Origin of the sequence: Streptomyces sp. NPDC007189, from assembly GCF_040703635.1 — a bacterium.
Classification (GTDB): domain Bacteria; phylum Actinomycetota; class Actinomycetes; order Streptomycetales; family Streptomycetaceae; genus Streptomyces.
On record NZ_JBEYEY010000014.1, the window covers coordinates 103,357 to 126,762 of the forward strand.

Below are 23,406 nucleotides of genomic sequence, written 5' to 3' on the forward strand. Positions count from 1 at the left end.
AGGAATCCCAGATGCCGTTCTCCTCGCCGGCAGCCGCGCTCGATGTGGAGCTGCGACCGGACAGCCCGGCGCTGCTGCACGTCGACCCTCTCGACGACGCCCTCAGCTGGGCGGCGGAGTACCGCGAGGCGCTGCGCGCGCAGGTCACCGAGCACGGGGCGGTGGTCGTCCGCGGCCTCGGGCTGCGGGACGCCGACCAGGTCGCAGCCGTCTTCGCGCGGCTGTCCGGCGGCCTGATGACGGAGCGGGAGGCCTTCGCCCCCCGCCAGGCCCATCTGCCCGGCGTCTACGCGTCCACCACCTGGCCCGCCAACCAGCCGATGTGCATGCACCACGAGCTGAGCTACCTGCTCGACGTGCCCGGCCTGATGCTGTTCGCCTGCCTCACCGCGCCCGCGCAGGGCGGGGCGACGGCGGTCGCCGACGCCGAAGAAGTCCTGCGGGCGCTGCCGACCAGGCTCACCGAGCGGTTCGAGCGGGAGGGCTGGATCCTGACCCGCACCTACAACGACGAGATCGGGGCGAGCCTCACCGAGTCGTTCGGCACCGCCGACCGCGCCGAGATCGAGCGCTACTGCCGGGCCCACGCCATCGAGGCCACCTGGCAGCCCGACTGCACCCTGCGCACCCAGCAGCGGCGCAGCGCCGTCGTACGGCACCCGCACACGGGCCGGCGCTGCTGGTTCAACCAGATCGCCTTCCTCAACGAGTGGACGCTCGCCCCGGAGGTGCGCGAGTACCTGGTGGACGTCTACGGCGAGGACGGACTTCCCTTCAACACCCGCTACGGCGACGGCACTCCGATCGGCGAGGACGTCGTCCAGCTGATCAACTCCATCTACGAGGCGCACACCAGGCGCGAGCCCTGGCAGGCCGGTGACCTGCTGCTCGTGGACAACATCCGCACCGCCCACAGCCGGGAGGCCTTCACCGGGGAGCGGCAGGTCCTGGTGGGCATGGCCGAGCCCGTGCGCCCGGCCGAGCACACGTCGAACCCGGAGGCGAGCGAGCGATGACCGACGTACTGCCGGCCGCCACCCCGGCCACGACCGGACCGGCCACCGTGCCGACGTTCGCGGTGATCAGCGGCGAGCAGGTGCAGCGCGCCCTGAGCGGACGCGAGCAGCAGATCGTGGAACTGGTCGAGGCCGCCTACCGGTTGCACGACGCCGGAGACACCGTCAACCCGCCGTCGTACTTCCTGCGCTTCCCCGACCGCCCCACAGCCCGGATCATCGCCCTGCCGGCCTCCCTCGGCGGACCGGACCGCGTGGACGGCCTGAAGTGGATCTCCAGTTTCCCGCAGAACGTGAGCGCCGGGCTGCCGCGCGCGTCCGCGGTGCTCATCCTCAACGACCACGACACGGGCTACCCGTTCGCCTGCCTGGAGAGCTCGATCATCAGCGCCACCAGGACCGCCGCGTCCGCGGCGCTCGCCGCCGACCGGCTCAGCCGCGGCCGGCCCCGCCCCACCCGCGTCGGATTCTTCGGCACGGGCCTGATCGCCCGCTACATCCACACCTTCCTCGTCGGCACCGGCTGGGCCTTCGAGGCGGTCGGCGTGCACGACGTGTCCGCCGACAGCGCCGCCGGCTTCCGCGGCTACCTCAGCCAGGCCGGCACCACCGCACCGGTCACCGTCCACGACAGCGCGGAGGACCTGGTCCGCTCCTGCGACCTCGTCGTCTTCGCCACCGTCGCCGGCCGGCCCCACGTCACCGACCCGGCCTGGTTCCGCCACAACCCCCTCGTCCTGCACGTGTCCCTGCGCGACCTCGCCCCCGAGATCCTGCTCGGCTCGGCCAACTTCGTCGACGACGTCGAGCACTGCCTGAAGGCCGACACCTCACCCCACCTCGCCGAACAGCTCACCGGCAACCGCGACTTCCTGACCGGAACGCTCAGCGACGTCATGGCCGGACGCGTCACACCACCGGCCGACCGGCCGGTGGTCTTCTCACCGTTCGGGCTCGGCGTCCTCGACCTGGCCGTCGGCAGGTACGTCTACGACGAGGTGTGCCGAGCGGGCGGCCTGCGTGTCATCGATGACTTCTTCCACGAACTTCGCCGCTACGGCTGAGGCCGTCGTCCTCGGCCGGGTACCAGGAGGTCCCCGTGCCTGTCGTCTCGGCTCCGTACGACTTCAACCAGGGCGATCTCTTCGTCGATCTGGAGTCGATCTGCGGATACCCGCTCTATCTGAAGTGCGAGGCCTTCAACTTCGCCGGCTCCATCAAGCTGAAGGCCGCCAAGGAGATGGTGGAGAGCGCCGAACGGGACGGAGTCCTGGCACCGGATTCCGTCCTCGTCGAGTCGTCCTCCGGGAACCTCGGCGTCGCGCTCGGCATGATCGCCGCGAGCAAGGGCTACCGGTTCCTGTGTGTGACGGACTCCCGCTGCAACCTGTCCACCCGACTGCTGATCGAGGCGCTCGGCAACGAGGTGCACATCGTCGCCGACCAGGACTCCAACGGCGGCTTCCTCGGCACGCGCATCGAGTACGTCCGCGCCCTGTGCGCCTCCGACGAGCGGTACGTCTGGCTCAGCCAGTACACCAACGAGGGCAACTGGAGGGCGCACTACCGCACCACGGGCCCGGAGATCGCGCGCCAGTTCCCGGAACTGGACGTCCTCTTCGTCGGCGCGGGCACCACCGGGACCCTGATGGGCTGCGCACGCTACTTCCGGCAGTGGCACCGGCCGGTGCGGATCGTCGCCGTGGACAGCGTGGGGTCGGTGGCCTTCGGCGGCGAGCCGGGCCGCCGGATGATCCCGGGCCTCGGCATGAGCATGCGCCCGCCGCTGCTCGACGAGTCCTGCGTGGACGAGGTGATCCGGGTGGAGGAGACGGACACCATCCGCATGTGCCACCGCCTGGCCCGGCGCGGCTTCCTGTTCGGCGGCTCCACCGGAACGGTGGTCAGCGCGGCGACGGACTGGCTCGCGCGCCATGACGGCAGCGCCGTCACCGCGGTGGCCATCGCCCCGGACCTCGGCGAGCGCTACCTCGACACCGTCTACCAGACCAACTGGCTGCAGGACCTGTACGGCGATCAGGCGCTGGACTCCGTGGACACCGGCCGCTGACGGCCGCCCCGCACGGCCCCCGGCCCGGCGAGCCTCCTCGGCCCGCAATCTCCGACAGCGGCTCTCGCCTTCGAACGGTGTGCCGGGAGAGACTGGCGTCCCGGTGCCGTTCTGAAGGAGTTGCGATGCAGGTAGCCGTGGTGACCTTCGACGGGTTCAACGAACTCGACAGTTTCATCGCCTCCGCGCTGATCAACCGGTGCCGCGAGGACGGCATGGAAGCCTTCATCACGACCCCGACGCCGGTGGTGACGTCGATGAACGGCGTCGAGGTGACCCGGCAGCGCCCGATGGAGTTCGTGACCGAGGCCGAGGCGGTGCTGATCGGCAGCGGCGTGCGGACACGGGACGTGGTCGCCGACGACCGGCTGCTCTCCGAGCTGCGGCTCGACCCCGCGCGGCAGCTCATCGGCGCCCAGTGCTCCGGCGCGCTGGTGCTTGCCCGGCTGGGGCTGCTGGACGCCATGCCGGCCTGCACGGACATCAAGAGCCGGCCCTTCGTCGAGGCCTGCGGCGTCACCGTGCTGGACGCGCCGTTCCACGCCGAGGGGAACATCGCCACGGCGGGCGGTTGCCTGGCCTCCCAGTACCTCGCCACCTGGGTGATCACCCGGCTGCTCGGCGAGGACGCCGCCCGCGACGTGTTGGCCTACGTCGCTCCGGTCGGCGAGAACCAGCAGACCGTCGAACGCGCCCTGGGCGCCGTCCACGCGGGCGAGGCGGCCCTGCGCTGACGTCCGCGGTCGGAGCGCGCCCGCCAGCGCCTCGGCGAGACCGTCACCGACAGCTCGGTCTTCCCGTCGCCTTCGGCCGGGGGCTGCGCGTCCAGCGGACCTTCGCCGCTGCGCCGGCGATCGCACGGGCGGTCCTGGCCGTGCTGCCCGCCACGGTCCTCGGCCGGCTGCTGGACGACCGGTGGCCGGGGCCATGACGAGCGTCGGAGCGTTCATCTGCGGCATCGGAGCCCACCACACGACGTGGCTGTTCCTGCTGCTGCTCGCGGTGGCCGCGTTCGCCGCCGGGATGTGGCCACCGCGACGAGCCGGGCCGTCGCGCTGAGCGCCGCGACCATCGACGCCGTCGAGGCCCTCACCACCACGGTGGCCGGCCGGCGCCTGGGGCGGCACGCGGCGGCCTAGAACGCGCCCGTCACGGCATCCTTTCGGCCATCCTGGCCGTCGCCGGCCGTGGAGGTCTGTTCCGGCAGCGTGAGGTACACGGTCAGGCCGGCGCTCGCCAGGTACAGTCCGGCGAAGATCCACATCACGCCCTCGACGCCGAGCGGGCCGAGGAAGAGGGCGACCACGGCCGGGCCCACGAACGTGCTGGCGCCCGCCCCGAGGTTGAGGGCCGACATCGCCTGTCCCTTGTGTTCCGGCGCCAGCGAGGGCATGAGCGCGGACAGCGGTACGTAACCGGCGAGCGTCGCGCCGAAGAGGCTCACCAGCACCATGGCCAGCGGGAAGTTGTCGCCGGAAGCCGTGGTGCCGTAGTAGAGCAGGAGCGTGGTGACCGCGCAGCCCACCCCGCCGAACCAGGCGACGGTGCGCTGCCAGCCGAGCCGGTCGCCGACGAGGCCGAAGAGCAGGTTGAAGAAGATGTTGGTGGCGAACATCGCCGACAGCAGCCGCAGCCACTCGGTCAGGGAGAACCCCAGCGTGTCGGTGAAGAAGACGGGCAGGAAGACCAGGAAGCCGAACTGTGCCGCGGTGTTGACGGTGCGTACCACCGCGCCGGCCCCGATGCGCGGGTTGCGCCAGACGATGGAGAGCGAGCCGAGCAGCGTGGCGACCGGCCGCTCACCGGTGGGCGCCAGCCGCATCCTGCCCGTCGGCTCGCGCACGAGGAACAGCGCGATCAGGCCGCCCGCTGCCACCAGGGCCAGCGCGAACCACAGGGTGCGGTACGTGCCCAGCCACGGCACCGTGAAGCTGGCGACCAGTGAGCCGAGGGTGGGCAGCCCACCGGTGAAGGCGAACCAGAACCAGCCCACGGCGGAGCCGAGCCGCTGCCTGGGCGTCACCGCCGTCACCCAGACCAGGAAGCCGTAGGCGAAGAGCGGATAACCGAATCCGCGCAGACCATAGCTGGTCAGCAGCAGCCAGTAGTGGTGCGTGGGGACCGCGAGGCCCAGAAAGGCCACCTGCAGCGTGGCCCAGACGCCGAGGCCCAGCATCATCACGCGGCGCGGGCCCCACAGGTCGGAGAGCGCCCCGGAGAACCAGGCGGAGATGCTCGCCGTGACGCCGTACACGGTGAACAGCAGCGCCACGCGTTCCTTGGACAGGCCCTCGTGCAGCAGGTAGGGGGAAAGGAATCCTGATTCGACACCGTCACCGATCATGAAGACCAGCACACCGAGAAATCCCCAGGAAAGGGCCTTCGGAATGCCGATATGGTCCAGGAAAGCGGGGTGTCCGGTTTTCGCGGGTGCGGATTGCAGATTCAGGGGGACGGTCACGGCGGCCACCTTCTTGGGGAATGGGGAGAGCGGAGTGCCGTACGGCGTGGGACCGATGAAAAGACCGCTCCGGGGTGGGGTCAATCCGTCATCGGAAAGACCTCGCCGGCCGTGTGACCCGTCGTGTTAAGTCGTCGTTCCGTCGCTGCGCGAGCAGCCCGAGCCGCGGGCCTCCGCCGCAGATCAGGGCGGTGTGCGGGCGGCTGCGGGATGAGGAGCGCCGAGTGAGAACCGTGTGACCTTCACGTGGTGCCGTGCGACCGGGGCGCTCTGGAGGCTCCGGGCGCCGCTGCGACGGTGCGGACCTGGACTCCGTTGTCGCGCAGGCGCCGTACCTCTCCCGCCGGGGCGTCGTCGTCGACGAGAACCAGGTCGAAGTCGGTGAGCGGGGCGAGCGCGTACAGGCCCTGGTTGGCGAACTTGGTGTGGTCGATGATCAGCACCCGGCGCGAGGCGGCGGCCATCATGGCCCGCTTGACCTGCACCGTCTCGGGTGACATGTGATAGCAGCGGCCGCCCGTCACCGCCGTCGTGGACATGAACAGCACATCGGCGCGGAACGCCTCCACGCTGTGCGCGGTGTGCGCGCCCATGAAGGCGTCGTAGGCGGGGAAGTAGGTGCCGCCCAGGGCGACCAGCGCCACGCCGGGCTCGCGGGCCAGGGCCGAGATGGCCGGCAGCGAGTTGGTGATGGTCGTGATGGGGGTGTGGTCCGGCAGGTGGCGGACCAGGTGCAGACAGGTCGTGGAGTCGTCGGTCATCACGACCTGGCCGGGCGCGAGTTCCTCGGCGGCGGCCCGCGCCAGCAGCTGCTTGGTCTGCACCATCGTCGACAGGCGTTCGCCGGCGCTGCCGTGGAACTGGGTCGAGGGCAGACAGCTCGCCCCGCCGCGCACCTTGCGCAGCCACCCCTGTGCCTGCAGAGCGTCCAGGTCGCGGTGGATGGTCATGACGCTCACGCCGAACTCGGTCGCAAGCTCGCTGGTGCGGACGAACCCCTTGCTCGTGACGAGTTCGCGCAGCCGGTTCCGACGCTCCTCCTGCGCGTCCGTACGGGCGTCCAGACCGGCCACGGCAGCCGCTCCTTCCTGAGAACAGTCTCATGAGAATCCCACATGAACGTAACACGGCGCAGACGGGCCGTGACCTGGCCGGTGTCCGCGCGAGCGGCGCACGTGCAGGCAGCCGTGCCGGGCTCGGCACGGAATGTCACAGGGTGCGGGCGCCCGGCCGCGGGATAAGTCGCAGGGCCGATTGACGGCCCTTGCGGAGACGCGTTTCCTGATTTCTGCGAGCCGTCCGTGGCCGGACCGTCCGATACGACGGGGCCGTCCCGTGGGCGCGGGCCTTTGTGAAGGGGCAGGTATTGAAGTCATGTCGGTTCTCACGATCGACGTCGGAACATCGGTCATCAAATCCGTCGTGTTCGACGACCAAGGCCAGGAGCTGGCGGTCTCGCGCATCGGCACCGAGGTGCTGCGGCCCCGTCCCGGATGGGCGGAGCAGGACATGGACGCGGTGTGGAACGGGGTGGTCTCCACCGTGCGCGGTGTCCTGTCCCAGCTCGGCCGGGACCAGGAACCGGTGCGGCTGGTGAGCTTCACGGCCCAGGGCGACGGCTGCTGGCTCGTGGACGGCGACGGCCGTCCCACCGGCCCGGCGATCCTGTGGTCCGACGGGCGCGCCGGCGACCTGCTCACCCGCTGGCAGGCCGACGGGGTCCTGGAACAGGCGTTCCGCCGCAACGGCTCGCTGACGTGCAGCGGCATGCCGAACGCGGTGCTCAGCTGGCTCGCCGAGCACGACCCGGAGCGACTGCGGCACTCCCGTACCGCGCTGACCGCGGCCGGCTGGCTGTTCCTGAGGTTCACCGGCGTCACCGCCATCGACGAGTCCGACGCCTCGGCGCCCTTCCTCGATCACACCACCGGCGCGTACGACCCCGCGATCCTCGACCTCTTCGCGATGAAGTGGGCCGAGCCGCTGCTGCCCCGGATCCTCGGCGAACACGAGCGCATCGCCGAGATCACCGGCCACACCGCCGCCGAACTCGGCCTGCCCGCCGGGCTGCCCGTCGTCATGGCCCCCTAGGCAGGCTCGCCTCCAAGTACGTCCGCATGTCCTCCCGTTGGGAGCCCGACGCCGGACGTGCCGCGTTCTACGACGGGCTCTACGCCGCGTACCTCACCTGGCGCGGCGCCGCCCGTTCCCTCGGCTGGGCGCCCAGGCCCGCCGCAGTGCCCGCCGCGCCGCTCGCCGGGGTACCGGCTGCCTCCCCGCTCCGCACCCCGGAGGCCCCGCATGTCTGACGCCTTGTCACCCGAGGCCGTGCACCTCGGACTCGACCTCGGCACCCAGAGCGCCCGCGCGGTCGCGGTGGACGGCACCGGACGGCTGCTGGCGGCCGCCGCCCGCCCGCTGACCGGTCACCGCGACGGCGTACGCCACGAGCAGGACCCCGAGCAGTGGTGGTCCGCACTCGCCGCCGCCTGCCGCGAGGCCCTGACCGGCATCGACCCGCGCCGGGTGCGCGGCCTGGCCGTCGACGCCACCTCCGGGACCGTGCTCCTGGCCGACGCCCAGGGCCGCCCCCTCACCCCGGGTCTGATGTACGACGACCGCCGGGCCGACGCGTACACCGAGCGCGTCAACACGCACGGGGCGCCGGTGTGGGACAAGCTCGGCTACCGCGCCATGCAGCCGTCCTGGGCGCTGCCCAAACTCCTCTGGCTGCTGGACGACCCGACCCTGCCGGCCGGCCGGGGCCTGCCGGCGGGCGTCCGGCTGCTGCACCAGGCCGATCTGGTCACCTGGCGGCTCGCCGGGCACCAGGTCGCGAGCGACGCCAGCCACGCCCTGAAGACGGGCTACGACCTGATCGCCGAGCGGTGGCCCGAGGCCGAACTCGACGCGCTCGGCGTCCCGGCCGAGCTGCTGCCCGACGTCGTCCGGCCCGGAACGGTCCTCGGCACGGTGTGCGCCGAAGCCGCCGAGTCGACCGGCATCCCCGCCGGCACCCTCATCACCGCGGGCATGACCGACGGCTGCGCCGCGCAGATCGCAGCCGGGGCGCTCACCCCCGGCTCCTGGAACGCGGTGCTGGGCACCACCCTCGTGTTCAAGGGGGCGAGCCCCCACCTCGTCCGCGATCCCGGCGGCGTGGTCTACTGCCACCGCGGCCCCGGCGGCACCTGGCTGCCCGGCGGCGCCTCCAGCAGCGGCGCCGGGATCCTCACCCACCGCTTCCCCTCAGCGGGCCCCGCCGGCCTCGACGCGCTGACCGCACGGGCCGCCGCGACCGGCTCCACCGCCGTCGTCTACCCCTTGGTGGGCTCTGGCGGCGAACGCTTCCCGTTCCGTGCGCCCGAGGCCGAGTCCTTCGTCCTCGGCGAACCCGCGGGCGACGCCGAGGAGTTCCACGCCTGCCTGCTGGGAGTGGCGCTGCTCGAACGGCTCTGCTTCGACTACCTCGACCACCTCGGCGCCCCCGTCGACGGCCCGCTCACCTTCACCGGCGGCGGCGCCCGCAACCGCTACTGGGCGCAGCTGCGCGCCGACGTGCTCGGCCGCCCCGCCCGGCTGCCCGAGCAGGCAGAGAGCGCCCTCGGCATGGCGGTGCTCGCCGCCACCGCCTCGGGTGCCACGCTGGAGGAGGCCGCGGGCGCCATGGTGCGGCTGCGCGAGGAGCTGCGCCCGGACCCCGCCCGCACCGCCCGCCTGCTCCCCGTCTACCTCGATTTCGTCGACGCGCTGGTCCGCCGCGGCTGGATGGCACCGGCCGTGGCCGACCACGCGCGCGGAAAGGCCCGACAGTGACCGACTTCGTCCTCGTACGCCATGGGGAGACCGTGTGGCACGCGGACAACCGCTACGCGGGCCGCACCGACGTGCCGCTCACCGAACTCGGCCGACGGCAGGCCGCGGAGCTGGGGACCTGGGCCGCCGGGCAGCACCTGGACGCCGTGCTCTGCTCACCGCTGTCCCGGGCCCGGCAGACCGCCGAGCCCGCGGCGGCCGCGCTCGGCCTCACGCCCTGGGTCGACGAGCGCCTGTACGAGGTGGACTTCGGCCGCGGCGACGGTCTGACCCGCGCCGAGATGGCCGAGGAGTTCCCCGAGGCGCTCGCCGCCTTCCTCACCGACCCGGTCGCCCACCACCTGCCCGGCGGAGAGCATCCCGCCGCGGCGGCGGACCGCGCGGCCGACTGCCTCCAGGAGATCGCGCACAAGCTCCCCGACGGGCGCGTCCTCGTCGTGGCCCACTCCACCCTGCTGCGCCTGGTGCTGTGCCGGTTCCTCGGCATCCCCCTCGCCCGCTACCGCCAGGTCTTCCCCGCCCTGCACAACGGCGCCCTGACCGAACTGCGGCTGCGCGACGGCCAGGCGTCCCTGCTCCGACTCAACGCACCCGTTCGCTGATCCACCGCCCTTTGGGAGACCCACCGTGCCCACCACCGTCCTCGCCGCCGGCGACCACTTCGTGCTGCCCGGGCTGCTCGAACAGGAACTGCGGGCCGCCGCGCCCGCCGGCACCGACCTGGACGTCCGGCAGCTCCGACTGCCCTGGCCCCACACACCGTTCGGCAAGGTCGCCGAGGTCGACGAGGCGTCCGGAACCGAGGAGGAGATCATCGAGGCGCTGCGCGGCGTCCGCATCTGCCTCACCCAGATGGCCCCGCTCACCGAACGGGTGCTGGCCGCCTGCCCCGATCTGGAGCTGTTCTGCGTCAGCCGGGGAGGACCGGTCAACGCCAACGTGGAGGCCGCCACCCGGCACGGCGTCGCCGTCTGCTACGCCCCGGGCCGCAACGCCGTCGCCACCGCCGAGCACACCCTCGCGCTGATCCTCGCCGCCGCCCGCGGGCTCGGCGACGTGCACGCCGACCTCAAGCAGGGCACCTGGCGCGGCGACTACTACGACTACACCCGCTGCGGCGTCGAGATCGACGGCTCGGTCGTCGGCCTGGTCGGCTTCGGCGCCATCGGCTCGCGCGTCGCCCGCGTCCTGACCGCCATGGGGGCCACCGTCCTCGTCCACGACCCCTATGTGTCTGCGGAGGCGGTGCGGGGCGTCGCGCGGCTCGTGTCCCTGGACGAATTGCTGAGCAGCTCCCGGATCGTCTCCCTGCACGCGCGGGTGACGGACGAGACCCGCGGCATGATCGGGCAGGCCCAGATCGGCGCCATGCCGCGGGGTGCCGTCCTCGTCAACTGCGCCCGGGGCACCCTGGTCGACTACGACGCGGTGTGCGACGCCCTCGACTCGGGGCATCTGGCAGCCGCCGGCTTCGACGTGTTCCCCGCCGAACCTGTACCGGCCGGCTCGCGTCTGCTGTCCACCCCGAACGTCGTCCTCACCCCGCACATCGCCGGTGCCAGCCGCGAGGTCGCCCACAAGGCCGCCCGGATCGTCGCCGCCGAGGCCGCCCGCTTCCTGCGTGCCGAGCAACTCGCCCACTGCGCCAACCCCGAGGCACTGCGGGGCTGAACGGGCGCCGGCTCCCGTGCGGGAGCACCCTCGAACGCGACCGGGCGACGTCCGCCAGGCCGTTCAGGCCGAGTCGCGGATCACCAGTTCCGGGTCGAAGACGACCGAGGTCGGCTCGCGGCGTACCTGGCGGATGTGTTCGTCCAGGAGGCCGGCCATCCGCGCTGCCATGGCCTCGACGGGCTGGCGCACGGTGGTCAGCCGGGGTTGGCAGGTCACGGCGGCGCTGGAGTCGTCGAAGCCGACCACGGCGACGTCTTCGGGGATCCTCTTGCCTCGTTCCCGCAGGAGTTGGCAGGCCCCCTGGGCCATGAGGTCGTTGGCGGCGAAGACACCGTCGATGTCGGGGTGATCGGCGAGCAGGCGGGCCATGGCCGTCAGGCCGCTGTCTCGTGTGAAACCGCCCTCGGCGGCCGGGGCGTAGGGGTGCCCGTGGCGAGCGAGGGCGTCGCGGAACCCGGCGAGCCTTTCCTGGCCCGCGGCGACGTCCAGCGGTCCGCAGATGGTGGCCGGTGTGCGGCAGCCGCGAGCCAGCAGGTGCTCCGCGGCGAGCCGTCCGCCGTCCCGGTGGGCGAGATCGACGTAGCTCAGCGGCACCGCGCGTGCGGGCCGGGCGAAGAGGACGGCGGGCAGGTGGGCACCGGCGAGCAGGGCGGGCAGCGGGTCCTCGGGGTGCGTGGAGACGACCAGCGCGCCGTCGGCCCTGCCCTGCCGAAGGTAACTGAGCACCTCATGGCGGTCCTTGGCGGACTCGGCGAACATGAGCACGGGGTGCATCGAGTGCGGTCTGAGGTAGCTGACGACTCCGGCGACCACACGCCCGAAGAAGGGGTCGGCGAAGACGCGGGCGGCGAAGTCGATCTGGCCGCCTTCCGACAGGTCTCCGGCGCCGGAGACCACGAGCGCGACGGTCTCGGCGCGCCGGGTCACCAGTGAGCGGGCGGCGCGGTTGGGGGTGTAGCCCGTGCGGTCGATCGCCTGGCGGACCACCTCCTGGATGGCGGGGTCCACGTTGCGCACGCCGTTGACCACCCGGGACACCGTTGCCCGGGACACGCCCGCCTCCCGTGCGACATCCTCGAGGGTAGGGGGCTGTCTGCTCATGCCCGCACCTTAACGGCACGGCCGAGTCGACGCATAGAGCGCTCTCCCGCCCCCGTCTCGCCGCAGATGGCCTCGGCCCCGCCGCCCTCATGGTGTGGTTTTGATGTGCACCTCCGCTTCCAGGGGCAGGTCGCCTGCCGAGCGGCCGGCCAGTACCCGGCACGGTCCTGGCGCGGTCCGCCAGGCGTGTGCCCGCTCGTCCCAGTGCCGCAGCGCTCTGGCCGGCACGTGCACCTCGGCGGTGACCGTTTCCCCTGGCTCGGCCCGTACGGCTGTGTACCCGGCGAACCAGCGCTGCGGATAGTCGATGGCGGCGCCGGGCCGGGCCAGGTAGACCTGGATCGTCTCGCGCCCCGCTCGGGCGCCGGTGTTGCGCACCCGTACGCGCACGGTGAAGGGTGCGCCCGCCGGGACCTGGCCGGGCGCGGTGATGTGTTCGTAGGCCCAGGTGGTGTAGCCCAGGCCGTGCCCGAACCAGTAGGCCGGTGTGCGCCGGGTGCGCAGCCAGCCGCGGTGGCCGATGTGCAGGTCCTCGCTGTAGTGGAGGCGGCCCGCGACCGGCTGGGTGCACAGGACCGGAGCGTCCTCGAGCCGGGCCGGCCATGTGGTGGGCAGCCGCCCGCCGGGCTCCGTCCGGCCGAACAGCACGTCGGCCAGGCCCGCTCCGCCTTCCTGCCCGGGCAACCAGGCGAGCAGCAGGGCACCGACCTGGTCCCGCCACGGCATCTCGACGGGCCCGCCGCTGTTGACGACGGCCACCGTACGCGGGTTCGCCGAGGCCACGGCGCTCACCAGAGCGTCCTGCCGTGGGTCCAGGCGGATACCGGTACGGTCCTGGCCCTCGCGTTCGTCGTGCTCGGTGGTGCCGACGACGACGATCGCCGCGTCCGCCTCGCGTGCCGCCCGTACGGCGGCCGCCACGGCCGCCGTCGGTTCCGGGCCGGGCTCGGCCGCGCCGACGATCGTGGCCCGGCCGGTGCCGGGGGCGAGTTCCCGGCGCGCGACCAGGAGCACGTCCTTTCCGGCGCCCAGGTGGGTGGTGGCGCACTGCGGGGGAGGGGTGACGTGGACGATGGCCGGGTCGTCGGTGTTCTTGGCGAACTCGCCCGCCACCAGCGGGCGGCCGTCCAGGCGCAGACTCATCCGGCCGAACCCGGCGACGGACAGCGTCCAGGTGCCCGAGGTGCGCGGCCGGAGCAGGGCGCTGATCTCCACTGTGTGAGCCCCTGGCACCAGTGGGGGTTCGAGCTGCCGTCCGCCGCTTCGGTGCTCGGCGTACAGCTCGTGTCCGTGGGCATCCAGCATCCGCAGCAGGCAACCCGGCACCCCTGATCGCGGATCGGTGCTCAGGCGCGGGTCCAGCGCGGGGGGCGGGCCCGGGACGTGCGGACCGGGGACGTGGACGACGCGGGCGTGTCCGCGCAGACGGGCCCGGATGCCGTCCAGGACGGAGATCTCGCCTTGGGGGAAGACTCCGGCGCTGCCGCCGCCCTGGGTGCGGGTGCGGGCGGCGTGCGTGCCGATCACGGCGACGGTCTTCAGGTCACCGGCGACAAGGGGCAGCACGCCGTGGTTGGCCAGCAGCACGGTGCCGGCCGCGGCAGCGCGGCGCAGGAGGCGGCGGACGTCCCGGGTACGGGGCCCGGCCCGTGTGAGCGGTGGCCGTCTGCCCAGGGCGCCGCAGCGATCGGCCAGCCGCAGCAGCCGGTGCACCTTGGCGTCGATGGCGGACTCGGCGACCTTCTCCGCGCGCACGGCGCGGAGCAGGTTCTCGCCCCAGGCGCCGTCCGGTCCCGGCATGAGCAGGTCCAGGCCGGCTCGTGCGGTGTCTTCGGTGGTGCGTACGGCGCCCCAGTCGGAGACGACGACGCCGTCGAAGCCCCATTCGCTCCTGAGCGGGTCGGTCAGCAGATCGGATGCGGTCATGGTGCTGCCGTTGACGCTGTGGTAACCGGCCATCACCAGCCGGACCCCGGCCGCCACGGCCGCCTCGAAGGGTGCGAGGCAGACCTCCCGCAGCGTCCGCTCGGTGACACGCACGTCCACGGTCAGCCGATCGGTCTCGCCGTCGTTGGCCACGTAGTGCTTGGCGGTGGCGGCGACGCCGTGGGACTGGATGCCGCGGATGAGGGCTGCCCCGATCAGACCGGTCAGTTCGGGGTCCTCGGAGAAGCATTCGAAGTGCCGGCCGCCCAGCGGGCTGCGGTGCAGGTTGAGAGTGGGGGCGAGGACGACGTCCACGCCCTTGCGCCGGGCCTCCAGCGCCAGCAGAGCACCGAGCTGTTCGACGAGCTGCTCGTCGAAGGTGGCGGCGAGCGCGGTCGCCGAGGGCAGCAGCACGGACGTGTGCCGCTCGTCCCACGACTGGCCGCGCACGCCGGCCGGTCCGTCGGACAGGACCAGCTCGTGCAGGGCGATGGCCGCATCGGCGGCGGTACGCCAGGTGGTGGCGCCGGTGAGCAGCCGGATCTTGGCCGGCAGGGTCAGCTTGTCGATCAGCCGGTCGAGGTCCTCGTCACTGGTGCTGCTCACTCGGCCCCGTCCCCTTTCCTGTCGGGTGTCAGTCGTAGATGCCGAACTCGTACAGCGAATAGCCGTAACCGGTGCCGCGGGCGGTGCCGTCGAGGCGGACGTAGCGGCCGGCCGCGCTGACGTCGAAGTCGTCGACGCCGCCGTTGCCGTCGGTCACCGTGCGGACGGTCTGCCAGTTCTGGCCGTCGTCGGAGGTCTGGATCGTGTACGCCTTGGCGTAGGAGGCTTCCCAGACGAGCTGCACGTGCTTGACGGAGGTGCGGGTGCCGAGGTCGACCTGGATCCACTGCGGGTCGCTCCAGTCGCTGGCCCAGCGGGTGGTGAGTTTGCCGTCGACGGCGTTGGCCGCAGTGCACGGGCAGTCGCCGTAGCTCTGCTGGAAGGAGGAGGCCGTGGCGGGTTTGCCGAGCGCGACGTCGGTGCCGTTCACCGCGGGGGGCACGACCTTGATCGAGCGGGTCTCCACGCCGACGTTGCCGTGGCCGTCGGTGGCCTTGACGTAGACCTTCCAGACGCCGGGCCGGTCGGGGGCGGTGAACCGCAGTCGGCCGCCGCCCAGGTCGGTGAAGGGAAGGGAGGTCAACTGCTTGCTGCCGTCGATGTAGTTGCTGTTGTCGAGGACCTCATAGGTGATCGGGTCACCGTCGGGATCGCTCGCCTTGACCGACAGCGTCATCGCCTGTCCGGCCGGCACGCTGCCGGCGCCGCCCTCGACGGACAGGTCCGTGACGACCGGCGGGGTGTCGTCGTGCGAGGTGTCGCGGCCGTAGGCCTTCTTCACCGCGTAGTACGACAGCCTCCTCTGGCCGGCGGGCAGCAGGTTGAACCAGATGCCGCCGAAGTCGTACTCGGTGCCGTAGTGGAACATCGTGGCGCCGAGGGCGACGCCCTTGTGCCCGGTGATGCAGTTCCAGGCCCCGGTGTAGCCGTCGGCCTTGGCCTGGTCGCCGGGTTCCTGGGGCACGCCGTTGGCGTCGTCGGGCACCTCCCACTCACCGGCCGGACCGGTCTCGGTGACGATGTACGGCTTGGTGTAACCGCCTTGCTCCCAGGCGGACTTCACGTCGCAGACGGCGTTGTAGGAGTTGACCGCGTACAGGTCGAGGTCGGGGGCGTTCTTCTTGAAGTACGGCCAGGCGCCGACCCAGGCGTCGGTGGAGGTCACCGGGTGGTCGGGGTCGATGGCGTGGATCTTCTTGGTGATGTCGTTGACGAGGGTGGTGTAGGCGTCGCGCTGCTCTTCGAGTTCGTCACCGCTGTAGCAGTTCTGCAGGCCGAGCACCGACTCGTTGCCGACGTCCCACATCAGCACGCCGGGGTTGTCCTTGTAGGTCTGCACCCACTGGGGGAATTCGTCGAGCACCTGGTTCTTGTAGGTCGTGTCGGTGAGGTAGTTGACGCAGCCGCCGCTGCCCGGGCCGCCGCCGGGCTGCAGCCAGAACCCGGCGATCACCTTGATGCCGTGCGCCGCGGCGGAGTCGAACAGGGGCTTGCTGGAGGCATCGGTGCCCCAGGTGCGGATGGTGTTGACGCCCATGGACGCGAGGTCGGGCATGTACTTGTCGGCGTCGGCCACGGCCGGGCCCCAGGTCAGACCCTTGATCTGGTACGGCCTTCCGTCCACGGTCAGCTGCCAGTTGCCCTGGCTGCCGGTGACCTTGACGACGCTGCCGGCGGCGTGGGCCTGGCCGGCCGGGAGAGCGGCCAGGAAACCGGCCGCCAGAACGCCGGCGGCCAATGGCGCCGTACAGCGGCGCGTGCGCGTTCTCGGTGAGGTCATGGGGAGGCTTCTTCCGGTGTGGGGGTGAGTGGGCGGCCCGGCCGTAGCGGGGGCATGACCGGCCGGGCCGTCCCGTAAGGGGTGGTGTCTCAGCAACGGCCACCGGGCCGGGGATGCCGCGGCGCGGGCACCTGCCGAGGCCTGGATGCGCGGGCAGGGTCAGGGAAGCTGGTAGTTCTCGTCGAGCGCCGCGCCTGCCTCGGGGTGGGTCTGGTCGTAGCCGCGCGCGTCGCACTGAAGGCCGCCGACGATGCAGTGGTCGACGAGCGCTTTCAGCGTGGCGTCGTCCCAGGCGTTGAAGAAGTCGTAGTGGAACGAGTAGCCCCGACCGCTGGCCAGCCTCACCTGCGACATGTCGCCGTTGACGGGGAACGCCATCTTGAACTCGATCATCGGCAGCGCGACGGGGTGATCGGCCGGGCACACGTTGTCGTTCGTGCCGGGCTTGACCACCGGATAGGCCATGTGGCTCTTGTGGTCCGGGGTGTCCAGATACTTTCCGTCCCAGCAACTGGGCGCCTGGAAGCGGATGTTGAGCTGCACGTCCGCGCGGGTGGGACAGCTCGCGGGGAAGTCCACGTTGAAGTAGCTGTCGCCGCACTCCCAGCCCTCGACGAAGCCCGGGTGGTGACGGAACTCGTCCGCGCTCTGCATCGGGTTGCCCACCACGAACCGCAGCCCCTTCGGGAAGGGCCGCACGCTGGTGTAGTCGGTCACGCCCGCCTTGTAGTAGATCGTCTGCGGCCCGATGGGCAGCACCGGCTTGTCGCCGTTGAAGAGGGTGGGCATCCAGTAACCCGACTTGTCCCCGGGCGCCTTGCAGGTGGTCGTACCCGCGTCCAGAGAGGCGGTCGTGCTGAAGGCGTTCGTGGTGGTGTTGCCCATGAACGTGTGGTCGTGCGACGTGCCGGGCTGCTGCGGATACACGATGGGGTCGTCGGGTGCGGTGTGGCTCACCGCGCAGTTGGCCTGGAACTCGTGGAAGTAGCGGTGCGGCGGGTCCTGCGTGGACGGCGTGACGCCGGTGACCGGAGGGTTGGCGGGGATGTAGCCGTCACCGTCCGGATCCTCCGGCGAGGATGTGGTCGAGGTGGCCATCACGTGACCGGAGTGCGCGGCCTCGAATAAGGACGCCGCGCTCACTGGTGCGGCGGAAGGGGCACCTGTGGCGACTCCGCTCACACCGAGCGAGGTCAGCAGCAGCGCGCCCGCGATCAGCGCACCCGACATGAGCTGGGATCTCCGAGGCATGGAGACCTCCTAAGGGGGAGGAGGAACGGGGTGGGAGGGGCCACCCCGGGGGCGCGTCGACTTGGCTGGCCGGACACGCGGGAGAGCGCTCTCCCATGGATGCTGGGGGCGGGGCATGGCCCTGTCAAGGCATCGCGCGCAACTCATGCCGGTGCCGCGGTTCGGCGACCCTGCCACCAGTGGCAAGCGCCTCCCCGGGGAACGGATGGGGCACGCGGCTCCAACGACCCTCTGCCTAGCGCCCCTTGACACCCCGCTCATCCGGATGACGCAGTCACGCGGGGAGAGCGCTCCACCGCCTCCTGCCTCGCTCATCCCTGAACGTGGCGGACCAGGCGCCGCGTACTCAGACGACTGGAAAGCCGCAGCTCAGCGCACTCGACCCCGTGCCTTCAGCGGGACCGGCGGAAGCTCCGGCGCGGGCAGCGGATCGCCGTCGTAGCCCTTGACCGTCCCGAACCGCGAGCCGTTCATCCAGTCCTTCCGGGCCTGTTCGATGTCGTCCTGCGTACGACCGACGAAGTTCCACCACATGATCAGCTCCTCCGCGAACGGTTCGCCGCCCAGGAGCATGATCCCGGCGTCCGACTCGGCGCGCAGCGGGAGTTCGGAGCGGCCGCAGCCGAGGTAGAGCATCGAGCCCGGCAGCACCGGTACGCCGTCGACGTGGACCTCGCCGGACATGGCGAGGACGCCGTACTCGAAGTCGGGTTCCACGGGCAGGCGTACGTCGGCGCCCCGGGCGAGGGCGAGGTCCGCGCCGACGATCGGGGTGTACGCCGTACCGGGCGAGGCGGAGCCGTCGAGGTCGCCGAGGATCACCGTGGCGGTCATGCCGGGCGCGGTGACCGTGGGCAGGTCCGGGTGGTATTCGAACTTTGGTTCGGTGTGGCGGTGCCCGTCGGGCAGGGCGACCCACAGCTGGGCGCCGTGCAGGAAGCGGGCGTGCGGGCGGGGGCTCTCCTCGGAGTGGCTGATGCCGCGGCCCGAGGTCATCAGGCCCAGCTGTCGGGGCCGGATCGTCTGCAGGCTGCCCGTCGAGTCGCGGTGCAGCACCTCGCCCTCGTGCAGCCAGCTGACCGTCTGCAGCCCGATGTGCGGGTGCGGCGGGACCTGCATGCCGGGCTCGTCGGCGATGTCGTCCGGGCCGTAGTGGTCGACGAAGGCCCACGCGCCGATCATGCGGCGGCCGAGGTTCGGCAGCAGCCGGCGCACCTCGGTCGACTCGCCCAGCTTCACCTGGCGGGGGCTCAGCAGCTCGCGTACGGGTTCGGCCACCACGAATCCGCGGCCGCCGCAGAGGCCGGGCACCGGCGCGCGGTCAAGATTGCTCATGGCGTCCAACTTAGCGGGGCGGCTGTCGTAGCGGTGAGTGCGGAAGCACGGATTTTCCTGGTCAAGTCGGTCAATCGGCTGGCTTATACCCGGCGGCGGGATTGGACGGGGATGCGGGGGGCGAGGTGGCGGCTGTGGACGCGGTGCGGGCGCGGGCCGGGGACGTGGATGTCGTGGCGGGGCTGTGCCCGTGGATGCTGGGCGCGGCGGGGTCCTGGGCCATGGTCGCGGGGGTGGTGAAGTGGCGGGCGTGGGGCGGTGGGGGCGCGAGGCGGGGACGTGGGTACGGCGGCGGGGTGCGGCCGTGGATGCTGGGTGTGGTGGCTGGCCGCGGCGGGGTCCTGGGCCGTGGTCGCTGGGGGTGGCGTGTGCGGGTAGGGACGGTACGGGGCTCGGGGTCGCGCTCGTCGGTTCCGGCACCGGGGTCGCGCTGGCCGGCGCGGGTGTCGGGGTCGCCGTACGGACCGGTGACGGGACGGGCGACGGGGTGGCGGTGCGGGCCTTGGACGGCACCGGCGAGGGGGTCGCGTGGCTGCCTGCCTGGGCCTCCTGGGCCGTGATGGTGCCGGCGACGGCCAGGGCCGCGCCCACGGCGGAGACCCGCAGGGCGGCACGCAGCCTGCGGGCACGGCTGGGCTGGGACAGACGGTGTGCGGAGACGAGTTCCTTCGGCCGTTCGGAGTCGGACATCGGGTCGAAGTGGAGGCCTCCACCTGGACAGACGTCCGACCCCGGCTCAGGTTGCAGGTGCCGACCGAGAATTTTCCCGAGAGCATCTCATACGGGTGCCCGCCGGGCCGATCGCCCGAATGGCGGCCCCCAGCCCCCCGGCCGACGATGGAATCAAGGGGTACGGCCGCCGCCGCAGCGCCGGCGCCGTCGGAGGACACCGGGAGACGACAGGCCGGCCCCGGCCGCGGTCAGCGGCCGGAAGGGATGATGCCGTCATGCTGGAAGTGAAGACGGTCGACAAGCCGGACGAACGGCGCGACTTCCCCCGCGGCCACCTCGAAGCCCTGCACCTGAGCGGGCTGGACTTCGCCGTGGCCACCTTGGAACCCGGCTGGCGCTGGTCCGAGTCCGTGGCGCCGCTCGCGGGCACCGAGAGCTGCATGGTCCACCACAACGGCTATGTGCTCCGGGGCCGCATGCGCCTGCGCATGGACGACGGCGGCGAGTCCGAGGTCGGCCCCGGCGACGTGTTCGTCTGCACGCCCGGCCACGACGCCTGGGTGGTGGGCGACGAGCAGGTCGTGGTGTTCGACTTCGCCGGGACCATGGCCAACGAGTACGCGAAGGGCTGACGGGCGGGCACCGGCTCTCCGCCCGCCCACAGGACCGGGTCGCACAAGGAGCGGCCCGGTCCGCGTGTCATCCGCCGCCGTACCCAGCGGGCGCGCCGGTGGGGGACCGGCGATCACACCGGCAGCAGCCGGGCGACGAGTGCGCCGAGCTGACGGGCCGTACGGCACTCGTGCATCTCGACCAGGCCGGCGTACGCGGGGGCGGCGGAGTCGCCGGTGCCCCACTGGGCGCGCGGCTCGGGGTTCAGCCAGTACACGCGCCGGGCCCGTCCGGCGATCTCCCGTACGGCGGCCAGGTTCGGGTCGCTCATGTTCGTCCGGGCGTCACCGAGGACGAACACGGTGGTGCGCGGGCCGACCGCGTCGCCGTACCGCTCGGCGAACTCGCCCAGCGCCATGCCGTAGTCGCTGCTGCCGTGCCAGCCGGTGAGCGTGGCCTCGGCGTGGATGCGGGCGCCGAGGCCCTCGGGGTCGGCGCGGCCGTGGTCGAGCAGCCCGGTCACCTCGTCCAGCCGGTTGACGAAGGCGAACACCCGGACCTTGCTGAACTGGTCGTGCAGCGCCTGGATCAGGAGCATCGTGAAGTCCGAGAAGCCGGACACCGAGCCGGACACGTCGCACAGCAGCACCAGTTCGGGGCGCACCGGGCGGCGCCGGCGCAGCACCGGCCGCATCGGCACCCCGCCGGTGGACAGCGAGGAGCGCAGGGTGCGGCGCAGGTCGATGGTGCCGCGGGCGGCCCGGCGCCGGCGCGCGGCGAGCCGGGTGGCCAGCTTGCGCGCGAGCGGCTGGACGGTCCTGCGCAGCTCGGCCAGCTGGGTGCGGTCGGCGTACAGGAAGTCCACCCGGTCCGCGGTCGGCAGGACCCCGCGCCGGGCGATCTCCTCCCGCCCGCGCCGCTCCGCGACCCGGCGCCGCGCCTCCGCCCCCACCATCCGCCGGAACTCCTCGATCCGGCGCCGGATCTCGTCGTCCAGCAGCCGGTCGGCGAAGGCCGCCCCGCTGCCCCGCCCGCCCCGGACGTCGGCCCGCACCCGGGCCAACAGGGTCTGCGGGCGCAGCCGTTCGAGCGTCTGGTACGCCGAGAAGCCGTCCGAGCCGGGTGAACCGCCGTAGCCGCCGAGGCCGTCGACCGCCTCCACCGCCAACCGGGCCATCAGCGCCCGGTCGTCGGCCGCCAGGGCCTCGGCCAGCCGGTCGCGCAGCTCGTCCCGGTCCCCGGGGCCGCCGTCCGGGCCCCCGACCCCGCGCGGGAAGTACAGGTCGAAGACCGGGTCGAACACCGCCCGCTGCCCCGGGCCGTGCAGCAGCGTCGCGGCCAGCCCCTCCCGCAGGCGTTCGCGGTCCGCGAGCCCCAGCGCCTCCACCGCGCGGGCCGCGTCCACCGTCTCGCCGGTGCCGATCCGCACGCCGTGCGCGCGCAGCGCCCCGACCAGCCCGGTGATCCGCTCGGCCGGCTCGGTCACAGCGCGTCCAGGTCGAGCTTCGCCGCCGCCTTCTGGATGTCGTCCTGGTGCTTGAGGATCACGCCGAGCGTCTCCCGTACCACCGTCTGGTCCAGGGTTTCGGCGCCCAGTGCCAGCAGGGTGCGCGCCCAGTCGACGGTCTCGGCGACGGACGGCGCCTTGCGCAGGTCCATCGCGCGCAGCGCCCCGACCACCCGCACCACCGACTCGGCCAGCGCCGCGCCGAGGCCCGGCACCTTCAGCCGTACGATCCGCCGCTCCAGCTCCTCCTCCGGGAACCCGATGTGCAGGAACAGGCAGCGGCGGCGCAGCGCCTCGGACAGCTCGCGCCCCGCGTTGGAGGTGAGGACGGCGAAGGGGCGGCGGGTCGCGGTGACCGTGCCCAGCTCCGGGACCGTGATCTGGAAGTCGCTGAGCACCTCCAGCAGCAGGCCCTCCATCTCGACGTCGGCCTTGTCGGTCTCGTCGATCAGCAGCACCGTCGGCTCGTCGCCGCGGATGGCGGTGAGCAGCGGGCGGGGGAGCAGGAACTCCTCGCTGAAGATGTCGGTGCGGGTCTCGTCCCAGCTCTCGTCGCGGCCCGCGCTGATGCGCAGCAGCTGCTTGGCGTGGTTCCACTCGTACAGCGCCCGGGACTCGTCCACGCCCTCGTAGCACTGGAGCCGGACCAGGCGGGCCCCGGCGACCTGGGCGACGGCCTTGGCCAGCTCGGTCTTGCCGACCCCGGCCGGGCCCTCGACCAGCAGCGGCTTGCCCAGCCGGTCGGCGAGGAACACGGTCGTGGCGACGGCGGGCGAGGCGAGGTAGCCGGTCTCGGCGAGGCGGGCGGCGACGTCGTCGACGGACGTGAACAACGGGGCCTCCGGCGGGTCGGGATTGCGGTCCTTACTCCTATCTAAGCGCTTGTTCAGCTCGCCTGTCACGTGGTTCCCGGGCATGAGATCGCCTGCCCGGCGGCCGGAGGGATGCGCGATATACACCGATCGGTTTCCTTACGTCCGCGGATACCGCTAACCTCCTTCCATGGCCTCCACCGACCCGATGTCCCCGCGCGAGCGGCTGCTCGACGCCGCGGCCCGGCTCTCCTACCGCGACGGGGTCTCCGTCGGCATCGAGGCGCTGTGCCGGGAGGCGGGCGTCTCCAAGCGGTCGATGTACCAGCTCTTCGAGAGCAAGGACGCGATGCTGGCCGCGAGCCTGGAGCGGCGCATCCCCGGTTACGAGGCCCGGCTCGCGCACCCCGCCCCGGAGTCCGCCACCCCGCGCGAGCGCATCCTGCACGTCTTCCAACGCCTGGAGCAGGGCTCCGTGGACGCCGACTACCACGGCTGCCCCTACCTTGCCGTCCTCGTGGAGCTCAAGAACCCCGAGCACCCGGCGACCCGGGTCGCCCGCGGCGTCAAGGAACGGCTGACCGAGGCCTTCCGCGCCGAGGCGGAGCGCGGCGGCGCCCGCGACCCCCAGCTCCTCGCCCGCCAGCTCCTGCTGGTCTTCGACGGCGCCAGCGCCCGCGCCGGCGCCGGAGTGGAGCGCCTGGACGACGGGCTGGCGACGGCGACGGTGACGGCGCTGCTGGACGCGGCCGGAATGGACTAGCAC

Annotated in this window: 20 protein-coding genes; 11 read left to right on the plus strand and 9 right to left on the minus strand. The window is 72.4% G+C overall.

Features of this window, described 5'->3' with window-relative positions; translation table 11 throughout:
- The first annotated feature begins 11 nt into the window (after window positions 1-11).
- The 4 genes from AB0950_RS26790 to AB0950_RS26805 all read left to right on the plus strand — a co-directional run bounded on the left by AB0950_RS26790 (window position 12) and on the right by AB0950_RS26805 (window position 3,821).
- The gene (locus AB0950_RS26790) at window positions 12-1,016 is read left to right on the plus strand and encodes a TauD/TfdA family dioxygenase (protein ID WP_366779573.1); all 1,005 of its coding nucleotides are present in this window, start codon (window positions 12-14) and stop codon (window positions 1,014-1,016) included.
- Window positions 1,013-2,080, plus strand: coding sequence for a 2,3-diaminopropionate biosynthesis protein SbnB (sbnB, locus tag AB0950_RS26795; RefSeq protein WP_360574431.1), 1,068 nt, complete (start codon window positions 1,013-1,015; stop codon window positions 2,078-2,080). The genes AB0950_RS26790 and sbnB overlap by 4 nt, the downstream gene beginning before the upstream one ends.
- Before the next feature lie 35 nt (window positions 2,081-2,115).
- Entirely contained in the window at window positions 2,116-3,087 is a 972-nt protein-coding gene (gene sbnA, locus AB0950_RS26800) for a 2,3-diaminopropionate biosynthesis protein SbnA (RefSeq protein ID WP_360159801.1), read from the plus strand.
- A gap of 125 nt (window positions 3,088-3,212) precedes the next feature.
- On the plus strand, window positions 3,213-3,821 hold the full coding sequence (locus tag AB0950_RS26805; RefSeq protein WP_360159803.1) for a DJ-1/PfpI family protein: 609 nt from the start codon (window positions 3,213-3,215) through the stop codon (window positions 3,819-3,821).
- Window positions 3,822-4,222: 401 nt separating this feature from the next.
- Here AB0950_RS26805 and AB0950_RS26810 read toward each other — a convergent pair whose 3' ends face one another.
- Together AB0950_RS26810 and AB0950_RS26815 are read right to left on the minus strand one after the other, a co-directional pair.
- Window positions 4,223-5,557: an MFS transporter gene (locus AB0950_RS26810; RefSeq protein WP_366779627.1), complete on the minus strand. Its 1,335-nt coding sequence runs from the start codon at window positions 5,555-5,557 to the stop codon at window positions 4,223-4,225.
- 233 nt (window positions 5,558-5,790) lie between these two features.
- A complete protein-coding gene (locus AB0950_RS26815) occupies window positions 5,791-6,612 on the minus strand; it encodes a DeoR/GlpR family DNA-binding transcription regulator (RefSeq protein WP_366779628.1) in 822 nt (273 codons plus the stop codon).
- A gap of 310 nt (window positions 6,613-6,922) precedes the next feature.
- On the opposite strand from AB0950_RS26815, the gene AB0950_RS26820 reads away from it, so the two are divergent.
- The 5 genes from AB0950_RS26820 to AB0950_RS26840 are packed head-to-tail and all read left to right on the plus strand — an operon-like array spanning window position 6,923 to window position 11,035.
- Window positions 6,923-7,639: an FGGY family carbohydrate kinase gene (locus AB0950_RS26820; RefSeq protein WP_366779574.1), complete on the plus strand. Its 717-nt coding sequence runs from the start codon at window positions 6,923-6,925 to the stop codon at window positions 7,637-7,639.
- A gap of 26 nt (window positions 7,640-7,665) precedes the next feature.
- Entirely contained in the window at window positions 7,666-7,857 is a 192-nt protein-coding gene (locus AB0950_RS26825) for a hypothetical protein (RefSeq protein WP_366779575.1), read from the plus strand.
- Window positions 7,850-9,364, plus strand: a complete 1,515-nt coding sequence (locus AB0950_RS26830; RefSeq protein WP_366779576.1) for an FGGY family carbohydrate kinase — start codon at window positions 7,850-7,852, stop codon at window positions 9,362-9,364. Before AB0950_RS26825 ends, AB0950_RS26830 begins: the two co-directional genes overlap by 8 nt.
- Window positions 9,361-9,966 (plus strand): histidine phosphatase family protein, encoded by a 606-nt coding sequence (locus AB0950_RS26835; RefSeq protein ID WP_360159808.1) that lies wholly within the window; start codon window positions 9,361-9,363, stop codon window positions 9,964-9,966. The genes AB0950_RS26830 and AB0950_RS26835 overlap by 4 nt, the downstream gene beginning before the upstream one ends.
- A 25-nt stretch (window positions 9,967-9,991) precedes the next feature.
- Window positions 9,992-11,035: a 2-hydroxyacid dehydrogenase gene (locus AB0950_RS26840; protein ID WP_360574437.1), complete on the plus strand. Its 1,044-nt coding sequence runs from the start codon at window positions 9,992-9,994 to the stop codon at window positions 11,033-11,035.
- A gap of 63 nt (window positions 11,036-11,098) precedes the next feature.
- Here AB0950_RS26840 and AB0950_RS26845 read toward each other — a convergent pair whose 3' ends face one another.
- The 5 genes from AB0950_RS26845 to AB0950_RS26865 form a co-directional block, all read right to left on the minus strand.
- Window positions 11,099-12,139: a LacI family DNA-binding transcriptional regulator gene (locus AB0950_RS26845; RefSeq protein ID WP_360159810.1), complete on the minus strand. Its 1,041-nt coding sequence runs from the start codon at window positions 12,137-12,139 to the stop codon at window positions 11,099-11,101.
- A gap of 87 nt (window positions 12,140-12,226) precedes the next feature.
- Window positions 12,227-14,671: a glycoside hydrolase family 3 C-terminal domain-containing protein gene (locus AB0950_RS26850; protein WP_366779577.1), complete on the minus strand. Its 2,445-nt coding sequence runs from the start codon at window positions 14,669-14,671 to the stop codon at window positions 12,227-12,229.
- Between the two features lie 28 nt (window positions 14,672-14,699).
- The gene (locus AB0950_RS26855) at window positions 14,700-16,451 is read right to left on the minus strand and encodes a discoidin domain-containing protein (protein ID WP_366779578.1); all 1,752 of its coding nucleotides are present in this window, start codon (window positions 16,449-16,451) and stop codon (window positions 14,700-14,702) included.
- A gap of 159 nt (window positions 16,452-16,610) precedes the next feature.
- Window positions 16,611-17,702: a DUF1996 domain-containing protein gene (locus tag AB0950_RS26860; RefSeq protein ID WP_360159812.1), complete on the minus strand. Its 1,092-nt coding sequence runs from the start codon at window positions 17,700-17,702 to the stop codon at window positions 16,611-16,613.
- A gap of 369 nt (window positions 17,703-18,071) precedes the next feature.
- The gene (locus AB0950_RS26865) at window positions 18,072-19,037 is read right to left on the minus strand and encodes a pirin family protein (protein WP_360159813.1); all 966 of its coding nucleotides are present in this window, start codon (window positions 19,035-19,037) and stop codon (window positions 18,072-18,074) included.
- Window positions 19,038-19,984: 947 nt separating this feature from the next.
- Here AB0950_RS26865 and AB0950_RS26870 point away from each other — a divergent pair.
- Window positions 19,985-20,341 (plus strand): cupin domain-containing protein, encoded by a 357-nt coding sequence (locus AB0950_RS26870; RefSeq protein WP_366779579.1) that lies wholly within the window; start codon window positions 19,985-19,987, stop codon window positions 20,339-20,341.
- A gap of 113 nt (window positions 20,342-20,454) precedes the next feature.
- Here AB0950_RS26870 and AB0950_RS26875 read toward each other — a convergent pair whose 3' ends face one another.
- Window positions 20,455-21,807: a VWA domain-containing protein gene (locus tag AB0950_RS26875; RefSeq protein ID WP_366779580.1), complete on the minus strand. Its 1,353-nt coding sequence runs from the start codon at window positions 21,805-21,807 to the stop codon at window positions 20,455-20,457.
- Entirely contained in the window at window positions 21,804-22,661 is an 858-nt protein-coding gene (locus AB0950_RS26880; protein WP_360159836.1) for a MoxR family ATPase, read from the minus strand. The genes AB0950_RS26875 and AB0950_RS26880 overlap by 4 nt, the downstream gene beginning before the upstream one ends.
- Before the next feature lie 169 nt (window positions 22,662-22,830).
- Between AB0950_RS26880 and AB0950_RS26885 the strand changes: the two genes are divergently transcribed.
- Window positions 22,831-23,403: a TetR/AcrR family transcriptional regulator gene (locus tag AB0950_RS26885; protein ID WP_360159816.1), complete on the plus strand. Its 573-nt coding sequence runs from the start codon at window positions 22,831-22,833 to the stop codon at window positions 23,401-23,403.
- Window positions 23,404-23,406 lie beyond the last annotated feature (3 nt).

Excerpts from the sequence above, each read along its gene's own strand:
- AB0950_RS26865 (WP_360159813.1), bottom strand. The coding sequence starts at position 19,037 with ATGAGCAATCTTGACCGCGCGCCGGTGCCCGGCCTCTGCGGCGGCCGC.
- AB0950_RS26855 (WP_366779578.1), bottom strand. The coding sequence starts at position 16,451 with ATGACCTCACCGAGAACGCGCACGCGCCGCTGTACGGCGCCATTGGCC.
- AB0950_RS26870 (WP_366779579.1), top strand. The coding sequence starts at position 19,985 with ATGCTGGAAGTGAAGACGGTCGACAAGCCGGACGAACGGCGCGACTTC.
- AB0950_RS26860 (WP_360159812.1), bottom strand. The coding sequence starts at position 17,702 with ATGCCTCGGAGATCCCAGCTCATGTCGGGTGCGCTGATCGCGGGCGCG.
- AB0950_RS26830 (WP_366779576.1), top strand. The coding sequence starts at position 7,850 with ATGTCTGACGCCTTGTCACCCGAGGCCGTGCACCTCGGACTCGACCTC.
- sbnB (WP_360574431.1), top strand. The coding sequence starts at position 1,013 with ATGACCGACGTACTGCCGGCCGCCACCCCGGCCACGACCGGACCGGCC.
- AB0950_RS26820 (WP_366779574.1), top strand. The coding sequence starts at position 6,923 with ATGTCGGTTCTCACGATCGACGTCGGAACATCGGTCATCAAATCCGTC.
- AB0950_RS26805 (WP_360159803.1), top strand. The coding sequence starts at position 3,213 with ATGCAGGTAGCCGTGGTGACCTTCGACGGGTTCAACGAACTCGACAGT.
- AB0950_RS26845 (WP_360159810.1), bottom strand. The coding sequence starts at position 12,139 with ATGAGCAGACAGCCCCCTACCCTCGAGGATGTCGCACGGGAGGCGGGC.
- AB0950_RS26885 (WP_360159816.1), top strand. The coding sequence starts at position 22,831 with ATGGCCTCCACCGACCCGATGTCCCCGCGCGAGCGGCTGCTCGACGCC.
- AB0950_RS26825 (WP_366779575.1), top strand. The coding sequence starts at position 7,666 with ATGTCCTCCCGTTGGGAGCCCGACGCCGGACGTGCCGCGTTCTACGAC.
- AB0950_RS26790 (WP_366779573.1), top strand. The coding sequence starts at position 12 with ATGCCGTTCTCCTCGCCGGCAGCCGCGCTCGATGTGGAGCTGCGACCG.